Consider the following 15,118-nt stretch of genomic DNA (forward strand, 5'->3'; position numbering starts at 1 on the left):
GCCTCAGGCGCGCAAGGCCGACACCAGGCGATCGACCTGCGCCTCTTGGGTGAAGATCGCCGGCGTGACCCGCACGCAGGCGCCGGACGCCAACCCGTCGCGCATGACGGCGAACACGCCGTGTTCCTGCAACAGCCGCTTCGACAGCGCGACATTGTCGGCCACCGAGATCTTGCCGCGCAGGCGGAACGAGGCGATCGCGCTGGTCAGACGCTGGTCGGGTGAGGCGAGCACCTCGATGCCGGCAATCCCCCGCGCCGCCTCCACCCAGCGGTTGCGCAGGTGGTGCAGGCGCGCCTGCTTGTTGGCCACGCCGATCCGCGCGTGGATCTCCAGCGCCAGCGGCAGCGCCAGGTAGGCGGCGAAGTTGACGGTGCCGGTATGCACCCGGGTGCGGATGTCGTCGCCGTCCTTCTCGCCCATATACGGATCGATATCGGCCACCCTGCCGCGCCGGATGTAGATCGCGCCCACGCCCACCGGCGCACCGATCCACTTGTGCAGGTTGATGCCGGCGTAGTCGCAGCCGAGATCGGGGATGCGCATGTCGAGCTGGCCGAAGCCGTGCGCCGTGTCGACGATGACGCCGATGCCGCGGTCGCGCGCCATGCGCGTGATCTCGGCCACCGGCATGACCATGCCGTTGCGGTGGTTGACGTGGGTGAGCAACATCATCCTGAGCTTCGGATGGCGCTGCATCGCCTGCGCATAGCAGTCGATCAGCGACTCGACGGTTGCCGTGGCGGCATCGGGCGCCGCGATCTTGACTACCTCGACGCCGCGCCGCTCCTTGAGCCAGCCCATGGTCGTGATCATATTGTCGTAGTCGACGTCGGCGCACAGCACGGTGTCGCCCGGTCGCAGCCGGTTATAGCCGCCGATCAGCGCCTGCAGCGCCTCGGTGGCGCCGCGCGTCAGCACGATCTCGTCGCGCTCCACGCCCAGCGCCGTGGCGACCGCTGCGCGCGCCGCCTCGTACTCGGGCGGAAAGCGCAGGCGGCCATAGAAGGCGTTGCCGTGGTTGACCTCGGCCACCTGACGCTGGTAGGCCGCGACCACGGGACGCGCCATCGAGCCCCAGTAGCCGTTGTCGAGCATCGCTACTTCGCCGGTGACGTCGTAGTGCGCGGCCACGCGGGCCCAATAGGCGTTGTCACGCGCCAGCGCGGCCGGTGTCAGCGCCGGCGGCGCAATGTCGCGCAGCGCTGGCAGCGCTGGCGCCGCCGCCAGCGCGCTCCCCGGCACCAGCGGCAAGCTCAGGCCGGCCCGCAGCCAGGCCCGCCGCTGCGGGTCGGGCCGGCTCAAAACTTCACCGTGTAGTCGACATACAGGTTGCGGCCATCGGTGTCGTACGGCGCGTTGCGCGAGTAGATCAGGCCGCGGCTGGCCTGGAATACCGCTTCGTCGGGATACTTGTCGAACACATTGTCGACGCCAAAGCGCAGGGTCTGTTTCGGCGTGACCTTGTAGCTCAGCGCCGCGTCGAAGAAGCGCATCGCGCCAAAGCGCTGGAAGATGTCGCCGGTCGCGTTGCCGGTGCTGTCGGTCCAGGCGCCGTAGTGACGCATCCGTCCCAGCGCGCTCCAGGCGCCGCGCTCGTAGGTAGCGCCGATGGTGGCCTTCTGGCGCGGCAGGCGGTCTTCGAAGATCGTGCGCTGGGTCAGGTTGGATGCGACCGCGGTGCTGCCGTCGTCGACCTGCGTCTTGTTGTAGTTGTAGGCCAGGGTCAGGTTGAGCCGGCCGTCGGCGATGCGGCTCAGGTGGTTCGCCACGATATCGATGCCCTGTGTGGTGGTGTCGAAGTCGTTGGTGAAGTAGTTGACCGAGGTGTAGCGCAGCGGATTGGCCATCCCGGCTGGCACCGGGAACGAGGCCGAGGTGCTGAAGCGGTCGCGCAGCTTGATCTGGTACAGGTCGACCGATCCCGACAGGCCCATGGCGCCCTTCCAGGTCAGGCCCAGCGACAGGTTGTTCGATTCCTCTGGCGTCAGGGCCTTGGCGCCGAGCGCCACGGCGATCGGATCGCTGGTCGACAGGCGGCCGCTGGTGAACACCAGCAGGGTGCGGGTGTCGAGCCCCTGGCTGGTGCTGCTGGTATTCAGCTGGCCCGGGGTCGGGGCACGGAAGCCCGTCGAGAAGGAGCCGCGCACGGCAAGGTCGGGCGTGACCTCATAGCGCGCCGACAGCTTGCCGTTGACGCTGTCGCCAAATTCCGAAAAGTCCTCGTAGCGCAGCGCGGCGCCGACCGAGAAGCGCTCGGTGAGCGGCGCTTCGACGTCGACATAGGCAGCGTAGCTGTCCTGGTCCCAGCGGCCGGCCTGGCGGTCACTGAAGCCCGGCGCGCCGTTGGCGCTCGGATCGAGGCCGAACGCGGCGCCGGGACCGACCGCATACGAGGCCGCCTCGCCCGCGCGCACGCCATAGCGTTCGTTGCGGTACTCGAGGCCGAAGCCGACGTTGACCGGCCGCGCCAGCGCGGCCACGTTCCACTCGTAGTTGAAATTGGCGTTGACCAGCTTTTCTTCCTGGGTCAGGCGGCCCAGGTCGAACGACGTCGGGCTGCTCGGCCCGAGCGAGGCGTTAATCGAGTTGTGCAGGCCGTAGTCGATGCGGTTGCGGCCATACGAGGCAGACAGGTCCCACCCCAGCGCCTCGGTAAAGCGGCCGCGCACGCCGGCCAGCACCTGCAGGTCGTCCTGCTCGTTGGTGTACTGCGGGCTGAAGCCGGTCGGGTAGATGCTGCGCACATCCCAGCCGGGGAAGGCCGCGGTCTTTTTGTAGACGCTGCCGCTGGTGTCTGGGTTGCGCCAGTTGAAGTCGGACACGCCTTCGCTGCGGCCGAACAGGCCGTAGCTGTAGGCTTCCAGCTCGCCGCCCAGGCCCACGCTGGCGTTGTAGCCGATGCGCTGGCTTTCCAGCTCCGGCTGGCCCCAGCGCTGGACCGGGTTCGGCACCTGCAGCTCGGGGTGAGCCGCCTGGAAGGCTATCGCATCCTGGCGCTGGCGGGTACGCGAGGTAGGGTCGGCGTCCGCCGCTTCGGCGAACAGGTTGATCCGGCCCGACTCGCCGAACGTGAAGCCATACTTGGCGCGCACGGTATTCGTCTTGCCGTCGTTTTCGCCGTACTGCGAATGCTGGGCGTTGATTTCTCCGCCGGCCGTGTCGTCGAGGATGATGTTGATGACGCCGGCGATTGCGTCGGAACCATACTGGGCCGAGGCGCCGTCGCGCAGCACCTCGATGCGCTTGATGGCGCTGGTCGGGATCTGCGCCATGTCGGCCGCCTGCGAGCCGCGTGCGCCGAGGAAGGCGCTGCGGTGGAAGCGCTTGCCGTTGACCAGGACCAGGGTCTGGTCCGGCGACAAGCCGCGCAAGGTGGCGGGCCGCACGAAGACCTGGCCGTCGGCCATCGGCAGGCGCTGCACCACATAGGATGGCACCAGCTGCGCCAGCACGTCGTTCAGGTCGTCCGACTCGACGGCCGCGATCTCTTCGCGGCTGAAGACGTCGACCGGCGCCAGGGTATCGAACTGGGTGCGGTTGCTGGCGCGGGTGCCGGTGACGATCACGGCCTGCGGTTCGGCGGCGGCCAGCAGGGGCGCCGCTGCGGCGGAAGTATTCTGGGCATGCACGCCAACCAGTGCATGGGTCACGCACAGCGCGGCGGCGCTGGCGATCTGATGTCGTTTGATGATCATTGCGGTCTTCAGGTTGGATGAAAGAGCTGCCACTTTCCGACCTGCTGGTGCGGATTTGGCAAGCCGATAGCCTAAAGATGCAATATTTCGTGAGTATGAAGCCGAGCCTCGCATCACGAAATCACGCGGGTGATATCCAGAACCAGCTGGCGCTTATATCTGCCCGTACTGGCGTTATGATGGGCTTCCACCCACATCTGCTGACAAGGACCACGATGGGAAAACTGACCACCCACGTACTCGACACCGCCCACGGCTGCCCCGGCGCCGGCATCCGGGTCGAGCTGTACGCGATCGACGCCGACGGCCGCACGCTGCTCAAGAGCGCGCTGACGAACGACGACGGCCGCTGTGATGCGCCCCTGCTGGAGGCGGCCGCGCTGCAGGCCGGCCAGTACGAACTGGTATTCCACGCCGGCGACTACTACGCGGTGCGCGGCGTCGACCTTCCATCTCCCCGCTTCCTGGACCGCATCACACTCGGCTTCGGCATCGCCGACCCCGCCCAGAACTACCACGTGCCGCTGGTGATGACGCCGTGGTCGTATTCGACCTACCGCGGAAGCTAGCAGACTTGTGGGCGTCATTGTGCGTTGATCGGAAGTAAGATACCCGTCAAGACCACAATCAAGGATTGACGCCCATGCAGCAGCCCGCGCCCGCCGCCGCTTTTCCCGCACCTTCGCCGGACGACGACCTCGTCCCGACCTGGCTCGGCCCCACGCGCATCGTCATCGGCCTGGCCCAGGGCCTGCTGCTCTACCTGCTGTACACGGCGGCGCAGGACAAGTCCTGGCCGGCCACCGTTCCGCTGCTGTTCGGGCCGCTCGCCATGCTCGGCCTGCTGCTGCCGGTGATCCTGATCAGCGGCCTGGGCCACCTGTCGCGCCGCCAGCTGACCGCGTGGGCGCTGAGCGCGGCCGCCGTCATCGCACTGCTGGCCGCCTACGATATGTGGCGCCGGCTCGGCGGGACCTCGTGGGAGGGCGGCAAGCCGTCCGGCATGCTCACCTTCTGCCTGGCGGTCGGCTTCTTCATCGCCCATGCGCTGGTGCTCGCGGCCAGCCGCGAAGGGCGCCGCATCGCGGCCTACGCCAGCTACTTCGAGGTCGCCTGGAAGCTCAACCTGCAGATCCTGTTCTGCCTCGTGTTCGTGGGCGCCACCTGGATGGTGCTGCAGCTGGGCGCCGCGCTGTTCGACCTGGTAAAACTGAATTTTCTGAGCCAGGCCATCGGCAAGGCCTGGTTCTTCATCCCCGTCACCGCCTTCGCGTTTTCGGTGGCAATGCACCTGACCGACGTCAAGCCCGCCATCGTGCGCGGTATCCGCAACCTGCTGCACGTGCTGCTGTCCTGGATCTTGCCGGTGCTGACGCTGCTGGTGGGCGGCTTCCTGGCCAGCCTGCCCTTCACCGGCCTCGACCCGCTATGGGCCACCCGCAGCGCCGGCGGCATCCTGCTCAGCGCGGCGGCCGCCTTCGTCGTGCTGATCAATGCGGCCTACCAGGACGGCGCCAGTCCGCCGGCACGCGTGCTGGCCATCGCCGCGCGCATCGCCTGCCTGCTGCTGGTGCCGCTGACCCTGCTCGCCGCCTATGCCCTCGCGCTGCGCGTCGCGGACCACGGCTGGTCGGCCGACCGCGTCATCGCCGCCGCCAGCCTGCTGGTAGCGGCCTGCTATGCCGGCGGCTATGCGGCAGCGGCGCTGCGCCGCGGCTGGCTGCGCACCCTGGCCGGCGTCAATATCGCCGCCGCCTTCGTGGTGCTGGCCGTGCTGGCGCTGCTGCTGTCGCCCGTCCTCGATCCGGGCCGCATCGCGGTGAACAGCCAGCTGGCGCGCCTGGCGTCCGGCCAGATCGCGCTGCGCCAGCTGGACGTGGCCTACCTCCATCACCATGGCGCACGCCATGGCCGCGCCGCGCTGGTACAGTTGGAGGGAAGCGCCACCGGCCCCGACGCCGACTGGCTGCGCGCCGAACTGGCGCGCCTGCGCCAGCCGCGCCCACTCGATGCCGACACGCCGGCGCAGATCGAGCGCAACCTGAAGGTCTGGCCGGCCGGCGCCGCCCTGCCCGCCGGCTTCGCGCAATTCGACTGGAAGAAGGTCGAGGCGCACTACGACCTGCCGCTCTGCCTGCGAAGCCAGCAGACGCCGTGCGACGCCTACGTGATCGATCTCGGCGGCGATGCCAGGCTCGAAGTGATCGTGGTCGGCGCCCCCGACCACGGCAATGCCGTGCTGCGCCAGGACGACCAGGGCGGATGGCAAATCGCCGGCAGCCTGCCCGCATCGCTGACCGCCTGCGCGCCCATGCTGGACGCCCTGCGCGCGGGCCGGGTGCGCGCGGCGCCGCCACCGCTGGCCGACCTCGACATCGGCGGCCGGCACGTCCCGCTCGAGCGGTCCGCTACCAGGCCCGATTGCGCAGCCATGTACGGACAAGCGGCCGAGGTGTCCAATGCTCAGGAAGACGCGCCACGCTGACGAAAATTGCTATGCTTGGGTGCCGGATACTACCGCTGGAGGAGAGGCGCGCACATGGCATTGCACATCGTTCATTTCATCGGCCCGATCAACCATAACTCCGCTTGCACGGTGCGCAACTGTTGCCTGGAGGCGCTGCAGAAAGGCGCGACCGAGATCGCGCTGCACATGTCGACCGAGGGCGGCAATATGACGGCCGGTTTCGCGCTCTATTTCTTCCTGAAGTCCCTGCCGATCCCGCTCACCACCCACAATATCGGCAGCGTCGAGTCGGTCGGCGTCGTGATCTTCTTGGCCGGCCAGAAGCGCTATGCCTGCCCCGGCACGCGCTTCCTGATCCATCCAATGCACTGGGGTTTCGGCAATCTGGTGGCGGCCGACCATGCGCGCGTGTCGGAATGGCGCGAGTGCCTGGATTTCGATGCCGAACGCTATGCCAACATTTACCGCGAGGCCACCCGCGAGGCAGGCCATGAAACCGATATCCGGCCGCACCTGACCGGCCAGGCCCGGATCTATACCGCCGAGGAAGCGGTTGGCGCCGGCATCGTCCACGAAGCGGTGCAGGCCAGATTGCCGACAGCGGGACCGACTTGTCATTGGTGGAACTGATACTGACAACGCTATGTGTCAATCCAGCCACAAAATACGTCATTACATCTGGAAATCTCTCCAATTGTCATAAATCTGTTGCCGCGAAAATTCCCGTCTGGATAGAATAATTTCCAGCGCTCATGCCTGCTGCCCTTGCAAGCGCATCTTCCCTAGCAGCTCACGTAACAGATTCAGTCACACCTCCGCAATGAACAAAAAGATTCTCGCCAGTCTGCTGGCGCTCGCCTTGGTCGTCCCTGCGATGGCCCAGGCGCAAGATAATGCCGTCAAAGTCAGTGGTTTCGGCACCGCCGCCCTCACCTGGTCGGACGATGACCGCGCACAGTTCGGTCGCCCGAACCAGGCCAGCGGCGCCGCCGACAACTTCCGCACCGGCGTCGATTCCAACCTCGGCCTGCAAGCCGATTACACCGTCAACAACTGGCTGTCCCTGACCGCCCAGGGCCTGGTGCGCCAGGATGCCGAAGAGCACTACGGCGCCGAGCTGAGCTGGGCATTCGCCAAGTTCCGCATTTCGGACGAGCTGAGCGTGCGCGTCGGCCGCGTCGGCCTGCCGATCTTCATGATCTCGGACTACCGCAACGTCGGCTACGCCAACACCATGCTGCGTCCGCCATCCGAGCTGTACTCGCAAGTGCCGTTCAACAGCGTCGACGGCGCCGACATCACCTGGCGCCACGACTACGGCAACACCAGCATCACCTCGCAACTGGCGGCTGGCAAGATCAAGACACCGGTCAGCAACTTCCACGTGCGCGGCAAGGACATCCTGGCATTGAACATCGTGGCCGAAAACGGCCCGTTCACCCTGCGCATCGGCCACGCCCGCACCAAGATCACGGTGGACGACTTGGCATCGCTCAACACCCTGGTCGGTTCGCTGCGCGCCGCCGGCGCCGGCTACCGCCTGCCACAGCTGACCGATTTGGCCGGCCGGATCGAAGCCAAGGATGCCAAAGGCACCTTCAATTCGATCGGCCTGACCGCCGACTGGAACAACTTCGTGCTCCAGACCGAGTTCGCCAAGCGCAAGACCGAGACCTATATCAACGACACCACCTCCTGGTACGTGATGGGCGGTTACCGCATCGGCAAGTTCTTGCCCTACTACACGCGGTCTGAACTGAAGATCGACGGCGCCATCAACAACACCGTGCCTGCGGCCTGCCCGGCGGGCTATCCCGCGGCCTGCACCCCGACCCTCCTGCAGCTGGGCGGCGCCGTGCGCCGCATCCCGTTCTCGGGCGTGGGCCAGGGCGAGCAGACCACCGACACCATCGGCGTGCGCTGGGATTTCGCCAGCTCGGTGGCGCTCAAGGTCCAGGTCGACCGCATCAAGCCAAGTGGAAACGGTCTGTTCATCAATGCACAGCCGGGCTTCTCCGGTCCCGTGACCGTGGGCGCGGTGGCCCTCGACTTCGTGTTCTGAGGGAGCGAGCATGAATAAATGGATTCTTGCCGCATGCGCGGCAGCAAGCTTCACCGCCGTCCCGGCGCTGGCCCAGGTGGTCGTGGTCGTCAATCCCAAGGCGGCCGAGAGCAGCATGACCAAGGAGCAAGTCGCCCAGTTCTTCCTCGGTAAATCGACGGCCATGACGCCGATCGACCAGCCGGATGGCGCGCCGCTCCGCGCGGACTTCTACAAGAAGGTGGCTGACAAGGACGCGGCCCAGGCCAAGGCCCTGTGGTCCAAGCTGGTGTTCACCGGCAAGGCCACGATGCCGAAGGAAGTCGCCGACAGCGCGGCCGTCAAGGCGGCCGTCGCCGCCAACCCGAAAGCGATCGGCTATATCGACAAGAGCGCGGTCGACGCGACGGTCAAGGTCGTCCACACCGCACAGTAGCGGTATTTACCAGGCAGGCGGCTTTTCCGCGCCTGCCCAGTCGACCCGCCGCGGCAAACGCCGCCGGCGGGTCTCGCATATCCGGAAGAACAACATGAGCATCAAGCGCAGGATCTGGGCACTGCCCGTCATTTCCGCCATCATCTTCGGCCTCGGGGCCGGCGCCAGCGTGACGATCGCGAACGGTGCGCTGGCATCGATCACCACCACCGAAACCGTGGACTATCCGCTGATGGATGCCGTCAAGGCGGTCACCCTCGACATCGCCGCCGTCACCGAAGGCCTGACCGATGCCGTCACCGAAGGCGACAAGGCGCGTATCGAACAGATCGGCACGCAGGCGGCCAAGGTGCGCGCCGACCTCGACAAGCTCGGCCAGATCCCCGGCCATGCGGCCACCGGCGCACGCCTCAAACAAGAATTCGACGCCTATTACGCGCCTGCCCTGTCGTCGGCCCGCATCATGCTCGAGATGGAACAGGGCGACCCGCAAGCGACGGTCGGCAAGATGCAGGCGGCGCTGGCGTCCCTGAACGCCGACCTGGCCAAGACCGTCGATGGCGCCCAGCGCCAGTTCGCGGCCGGCATCGCCGCCAGCCAGGATAGCGTGCGCAACACGCTGGTGGCGATGGTCGCCAGCGCCCTGGCGGTGCTGTCCGCGCTGGCGATCACGTCGTGGTTCGTGGTGCGCACCATCTGGCGCCAGCTGGGCGGCGAGCCGGCCTATGCGCGCGAGATCGCGCAGGCGGTTGCCGCCGGCGACCTGTCGATGGACATCCGGATCGAAGCGGGCGACAACGACAGCCTGCTGGTGGCGCTGAAGGACATGCGCGAACGCCTGGCGACGCTGGTGGCGGGCATCAAGGGCTCGGCCGACACCATCGCCAGCGCCAGCACCGAGATCGCCAGCGGCAACGCCGACCTCGCGCAGCGCACCGAATCGCAGGCCGCCAACCTGGACCGCACCACGCGCGCGATGGAAGAGCTGACCGGCGCCGTGCGGGAAAACGCCGCCAGCGCCGGCCAGGCCAACGAGCTGGTGGCCAGCGCCACCAGCATCGCCACCCGCGGCGGCGAGGTCGTGGGCAATGTGGTGGCGACAATGGGCGACATCGATGCTTCGTCAAAGAAGATCGTCGACATCATCGCGACCATCGACGGCATCGCCTTCCAGACCAATATCCTGGCGCTGAACGCGGCGGTGGAAGCGGCCAGGGCCGGCGAGCAGGGCCGCGGCTTCGCGGTCGTGGCGAGCGAAGTGCGCACCCTGGCCCAGCGCTCGGCGGCGGCCGCCAGGGAAATCAAGGAACTGATCGGCGACTCGGTGGCGAAGGTCGGCGCCGGCAGCGCGCTGGTGGGCGAAGCCGGGGCCACGATGGAACAGATCGTCGACGCGGTGCGCAAGGTGCAGCTCATCATGCGCGAGATCGCCGACGCCGGCGCGCGCCAGCACGCGGGCATCGAAGACATCGGCCGCGCGATCGGCAGCATCGACGAGATGACCCAGCAGAACGCGGCCCTGGTCGAAGAGGCGTCGGCGGCGGCAGAGTCGCTGACCGACCAGACCGGACAACTGACCAACGCGCTGGCGGTGTTCAGGCTGCAGGTTTCCGAACCGACCACGACCGTGAAGGCTTTGCCAAGACTGTTACATCGAGCTTAACGCCCAACACGCGAAGCACCGCAATACCGGCCCATCCATTCCGGGCGATCCTGCCCGGAATGCCAATTCGTCCACGTGGTATGGACGCATCTGGACAGCACCAAATCCTTTACAAAGTTAGTGCCTGTAGGCATGATCCGTTGGTCCGCCGGCCCGCCCGGCGCCCTTGTCGTTTCCCCTGAGGTTCCCACACACGGCGCATATGGCAGCAGTCCTCCCCAACACGACCACCGGCACGCAATTGTCGGGACTGGCGCGCGCGCTGGTACAGGCCAATCGCCTGAGCGCCGCGCAGGCGGACATGCTGCACAAGAAGGCGGTCCAGGAGAAGACCGCCTTCATTGACGCCGTGCTCGCCAGCGGCGCGATCGAGCCGCGCGCACTGGCCGCCTTCTGCGCCGAAACCTTCGGCTATCCGCTGTTCGACCTGTCGGCCTTCGCGCCGGAGTTCCTGCCCACCAGCGCCATCGACGCCAGGCTGATGCAGGCCCAGCGCGTGATCGCGCTGGCCAAGCGCGGCAACAAGCTGTCGGTCGCGCTGTCCGACCCGACCAATACCCAGGCCCTGGACCAGATCAAGTTCCAGAGCGAGGCGACGGTCGAGCCGGTGATCGTGCCGCACGACGCACTATTGAATCTGCTGGCCGCGATCGCCAAGGGCGCCGAACAGGATTTGAGCGAGCTGGCAGGCGACGACGCCGACATCGAATTCGCCGAGGAAGACCAGCAGTCGGCAACACCGTCCGAGGCCGCCAGCGACGTCGAGGACGCGCCGATCGTGCGCTTCCTGAACAAGATCCTGATGGATGCGGTGCAGATGGGTGCGTCGGACATCCACTTCGAGCCCTACGAAAAGTATTACCGGATCCGCCTGCGGGTCGACGGCGTGCTGCGCGACCACGCGATGCCGCCGCTGTCGATCCGCGAAAAGCTGGTGTCGCGCATCAAGGTGCTGGCACGGCTGGACATCGCCGAAAAGCGGGTGCCGCAGGACGGCCGCATGCGGCTGATCCTGTCGGCCACGCGCGCCATCGATTTCCGTGTCAGCACCTTGCCGACGCTGTTCGGCGAAAAGACCGTGATGCGTATCCTGGACGCGACCCAGGCCCAGATGGGCATCGACGCGCTCGGCTACGACCCGGACCAGAAGGCGCTGCTGCTGGACGCGATCACCCGTCCCTACGGCATGGTGCTGGTGACGGGCCCGACCGGTTCGGGCAAGACCGTGTCGCTGTACAGCTGCCTGAACCTGCTGAACAAGCCAGGGATTAATATTTCGACCGCGGAAGACCCGGCCGAGATCAACCTGCCGGGCGTGAACCAGGTCAATGTCAACGACAAGGCCGGCCTGACCTTCCCGGTGGCGCTGAAATCCTTCCTGCGCCAGGATCCCGACATCATCATGGTCGGCGAGATCCGCGACCTGGAAACGGCCGACATCGCGATCAAGGCCGCCCAGACCGGCCACATGGTGTTCTCGACCCTGCACACCAACGATGCGCCATCGACCCTGACGCGCCTGATGAACATGGGCGTGGCCCCGTTCAATATCGCTTCGTCGGTCATTTTGATCACGGCCCAGCGCCTGGCGCGGCGCCTGTGCAGCTGCAAGCAGCCGCTCGAGATCAGCCGCGAAGCCCTGCAGGCCGCCGGCTACCGCGACAGCGACCTGGACGGCGACTGGCGGCCCTATGGCCCGATCGGCTGCGACCGCTGCCTGGGTTCGGGCTACAAGGGGCGCGTCGGCATTTACCAGATCATGCCGATCTCCCCTAGTATCGAGGCACTGATCCTGGCCAACGGCAATTCCATGGAAATCGCGGCCCAGGCCGAGAAGGAAGGCGTCAACTCCTTGCGCCGCTCGGGCCTGCTGAAAGTGAAACAGGGGCTGACCAGCCTCGAAGAAGTGCTTGGCTGCACCAACGAATAAGACCGGACAGGAACACGAACAATGGCAACAGCCCCCCAACCCAAGAGCCGTGGCGCACAGGTCAAGGAGAACGTGTACGCCTGGGAAGGCAAGGACAAGACCGGCCGCGTCGTGCGCGGCGAAGTGCGCGCCGGCGGCGAGGCAATCGTCAACGTGACCCTGCGCCGCCAGGGCATCATGGTCACCAAGGTCAAGAAGAAGGTCTACCGCAGGGGCAAGAAAATCACCGACAAGGACCTGACCATGTTTACGCGCCAGCTCGCGACCATGATGAAGGCCGGCGTGCCGCTGCTGCAATCGTTCGACATCGTCGGCAAGGGCCACAGCAACCCGTCGATGGCCAAGCTGATCCAGGACCTGCGCAACGACGTCGAGACCGGCACCAGCCTGAACCGCGCCTTCCGCAAGTTCCCGCTGTACTTCGATCCGCTGTTCTGCAACCTGGTCGGCGCCGGCGAACAGGCCGGCATCCTGGAAGACCTGCTCACGCGCCTGGCGATCTACAAGGAAAAAACGCTGGCGCTCAAGGGCAAGATCAAGTCGGCCCTGACCTATCCGATCGCGATCCTGGCGGTGGCCCTGGTCGTCACCGCCGTGATCATGATCTGGGTGGTGCCGGCCTTCAAGCAGGTGTTCGCGAGCTTCGGCGCCGACTTGCCGACCCCGACCGTGGTGGTGATGGCGATCTCGGACTTCGTCGTGGCATGGTGGTACATCATCTTCGGCTCGCTGTTCGCCGGGCTGTACCTGTTCTTCCAGGCCTGGCGCCGCTCGCTCAAGATGCAGCAGGTGATGGACCGGGTGCTGCTGCGCCTGCCGATCTTCGGCAGCGTGATCCGCAAGGCCACCATCGCGCGCTGGACGCGCACCTTGTCCACCATGTTCGCGGCCGGCGTGCCGCTGGTCGAGGCGCTCGACTCGGTCGGCGGGGCGTCGGGCAATGCGGTTTATCTTGAGGCCACGCGCAAGATCCAGAATGAGGTGAGCACGGGCACCAGCCTGACTGCGTCGATGCAGAATGCGGACGTGTTCCCGAACCTCGTGATCCAGATGGTGCAGATTGGCGAAGAGTCGGGGTCGCTCGATGCGATGCTGGGCAAGGTGGCGGATTTCTTCGAGGATGAGGTCGATGAGGCGGTGGCGGCGTTGTCGTCGTTGATGGAGCCGCTCATCATGGTGATTCTTGGGGTGTTGATTGGCGGGTTGGTGATTGCGATGTATTTGCCGATCTTCAAGCTGGGGTCGGTGGTGTGATCAGAAGGCGATCCGGGCGCGTAGACCTGACTGCGCGTGTGGCGCCTGCATATTTCTGATCATTTTTGATCAATAACACGGTTTTTTAACGTTTTTTCTCTGACAAAAACGTTTTCACGCGAGACCCGGCATATTTAAACGCTTTTGATCGGGTCTCGCCCACATTAGTGCATTCGCCCAACAAATACCCGCACTGGACCGAGACGCCCTCACAGCGCAGCGCTGAGCCGGGAGAATTTGTTCGCATTACCTCAGCGCGGTTCTGATTCCTCGCACTGCCCACTCCAGCATCGCGCGCAGCAGCATGTTTCCTGTCGCCCACGGCCGTTGCCGATCCAACCCCCGCCGCCCCATCCGCTGAGGCAGGAAAAATCGCCCGAACGCCGACAGTCCACTCCCCCGCATGACCCAGAAACACCCGCCCGCATACGTCGTATCGAACCCATCCTCCGCCCTCAGCAGATAAAGCGCCGTCCCCGAACACATCGCCACGTCTGCCTGCGCATCGCGCGCCAGCAGTCGCAGGCCGCGTAAATAAGACAACTCAAGCGTCTGCCGCAGATCGGGCAGCGCAAGCACGAGCGGGCGAAGCAAACGCAAGCGTTCCAGCAGCCGCGGCAAGCCATGCAACCGCTCCCCCGCCCGCTCGCGATACCGTAGGAAAGCATCCTTCAACTCCGCCACCGTCGCCTGCGCCGGACGCGCCAGCGGCTCGGGCCGATCGCGCCAGCAGCCCATCCAGTGCGCCAGCGCCTGCTCGTGCCGGGCCGCCAGGCTGGCCGGGCTGTCGAATTCGAGGTCGAAGCGCGCGCCCGGCTGCAAGAAGCGGATGATGCCGCGCTGCGCTTCCAGCCGCGGCGCCTCCAGCACGCCCAGCGGTGTGCGGCGGCCGTGGTTGAGCCAGGCATTGTCGACCCGGCTGAAGCGGGCAAAGGACGCGACAGGCACGATCAGGCGCGGCTTGAAGGTTTCGGCTTGCAAGGCCAGGCGCTCGATGCCCTGCTCGGCCGCCGCTTCGCGCCGGGAAAAATTGTCGGGATTGCCGCACCAGGCCATGTCGGCGAATCCCGTCAACAACACATCGACGCGTATATTGGCCCTGCGCAGGCGCTCGGCGGCGGCGTGGCAGGCGGCGCGGGTGGCGAGCGCGCACTCGCCCAGGTGCAGCAGCGTGCGCCGGCCGCAGCGGATCAGGCACCAGGAGTCGCCTTCGCCGTTCGCAAACGCCGTCAGGCGCAGGTCGCGCGCCAGGGTCCGCGCCTGTCCATCGGCGCACTCGGCGACGGCGAAGCGATTGCGCCGCAACTCACCGTGCAGGCGCCAGTCGCGGCCCTGGCGGTACAGGAAGGTGGCGATGCCGCGGAACTCGGCGCGAAAGCGGCGCAGGAAAGGCGTCGACAGGCGGTCGGGCTGGGCGCGCGAGCACCAGATAAACACCGGCAAGCCGCTCGCATTCAGCTCCGCGATCAGCCGGGCGCTGCTGGTGGAACGGTCGAGCAGGCTCCATGCATCGTTCAGCACCGTGCCGTCCAGCCAGGGGTCGGCCAGCAGCAGCGCATTATCGGTGCGCAGCAGGAAGCCGGCGTGGTTCAGGAATGTGAAGGTCGGACTCGGCATGGCGGCATGGCA

Annotated in this window: 11 protein-coding genes; 8 read left to right on the plus strand and 3 right to left on the minus strand. The window is 66.4% G+C overall.

What is annotated here, in order from left to right:
- Window positions 1-3 precede the first annotated feature (3 nt).
- A complete protein-coding gene (locus SOM28_RS11975; protein ID WP_320468243.1) occupies window positions 4-1,305 on the minus strand; it encodes an aminotransferase class V-fold PLP-dependent enzyme in 1,302 nt (433 codons plus the stop codon).
- Window positions 1,302-3,698, minus strand: a complete 2,397-nt coding sequence (locus tag SOM28_RS11980) for a TonB-dependent receptor plug domain-containing protein (RefSeq protein ID WP_320468244.1) — start codon at window positions 3,696-3,698, stop codon at window positions 1,302-1,304. The genes SOM28_RS11975 and SOM28_RS11980 overlap by 4 nt, the downstream gene beginning before the upstream one ends.
- A 215-nt stretch (window positions 3,699-3,913) precedes the next feature.
- On the opposite strand from SOM28_RS11980, the gene uraH reads away from it, so the two are divergent.
- The 8 genes from uraH to SOM28_RS12020 all read left to right on the plus strand — a co-directional run bounded on the left by uraH (window position 3,914) and on the right by SOM28_RS12020 (window position 13,489).
- A complete protein-coding gene (uraH, locus tag SOM28_RS11985) occupies window positions 3,914-4,267 on the plus strand; it encodes a hydroxyisourate hydrolase (protein WP_320468245.1) in 354 nt (117 codons plus the stop codon).
- 74 nt (window positions 4,268-4,341) lie between these two features.
- Entirely contained in the window at window positions 4,342-6,183 is a 1,842-nt protein-coding gene (locus tag SOM28_RS11990) for a DUF4153 domain-containing protein (RefSeq protein ID WP_320468246.1), read from the plus strand.
- Window positions 6,184-6,237: 54 nt separating this feature from the next.
- Window positions 6,238-6,795: a ClpP family protease gene (locus tag SOM28_RS11995; protein ID WP_320468247.1), complete on the plus strand. Its 558-nt coding sequence runs from the start codon at window positions 6,238-6,240 to the stop codon at window positions 6,793-6,795.
- Between the two features lie 190 nt (window positions 6,796-6,985).
- Window positions 6,986-8,227, plus strand: coding sequence for a hypothetical protein (locus SOM28_RS12000; protein ID WP_320468248.1), 1,242 nt, complete (start codon window positions 6,986-6,988; stop codon window positions 8,225-8,227).
- 10 nt (window positions 8,228-8,237) lie between these two features.
- Window positions 8,238-8,642 (plus strand): hypothetical protein, encoded by a 405-nt coding sequence (locus SOM28_RS12005; RefSeq protein ID WP_320468249.1) that lies wholly within the window; start codon window positions 8,238-8,240, stop codon window positions 8,640-8,642.
- Window positions 8,643-8,736: 94 nt separating this feature from the next.
- On the plus strand, window positions 8,737-10,305 hold the full coding sequence (locus SOM28_RS12010) for a methyl-accepting chemotaxis protein (RefSeq protein WP_320468250.1): 1,569 nt from the start codon (window positions 8,737-8,739) through the stop codon (window positions 10,303-10,305).
- Between the two features lie 202 nt (window positions 10,306-10,507).
- Window positions 10,508-12,235 (plus strand): type IV-A pilus assembly ATPase PilB, encoded by a 1,728-nt coding sequence (gene pilB / locus SOM28_RS12015; protein WP_123068299.1) that lies wholly within the window; start codon window positions 10,508-10,510, stop codon window positions 12,233-12,235.
- Window positions 12,236-12,256: 21 nt separating this feature from the next.
- Window positions 12,257-13,489, plus strand: a complete 1,233-nt coding sequence (locus tag SOM28_RS12020) for a type II secretion system F family protein (protein WP_320468251.1) — start codon at window positions 12,257-12,259, stop codon at window positions 13,487-13,489.
- 246 nt (window positions 13,490-13,735) lie between these two features.
- Here the strand turns inward: SOM28_RS12020 and SOM28_RS12025 are convergent, their stop codons facing one another.
- On the minus strand, window positions 13,736-15,106 hold the full coding sequence (locus tag SOM28_RS12025; protein WP_320468252.1) for an MBL fold metallo-hydrolase: 1,371 nt from the start codon (window positions 15,104-15,106) through the stop codon (window positions 13,736-13,738).
- Between the last annotated feature and the right edge of the window lie 12 nt (window positions 15,107-15,118).

This window comes from Massilia sp. CFBP9026 (genome assembly GCF_034045165.1).
In the GTDB taxonomy this organism is placed as follows: Bacteria; Pseudomonadota; Gammaproteobacteria; order Burkholderiales; family Burkholderiaceae_D; genus Telluria; species Telluria arenae.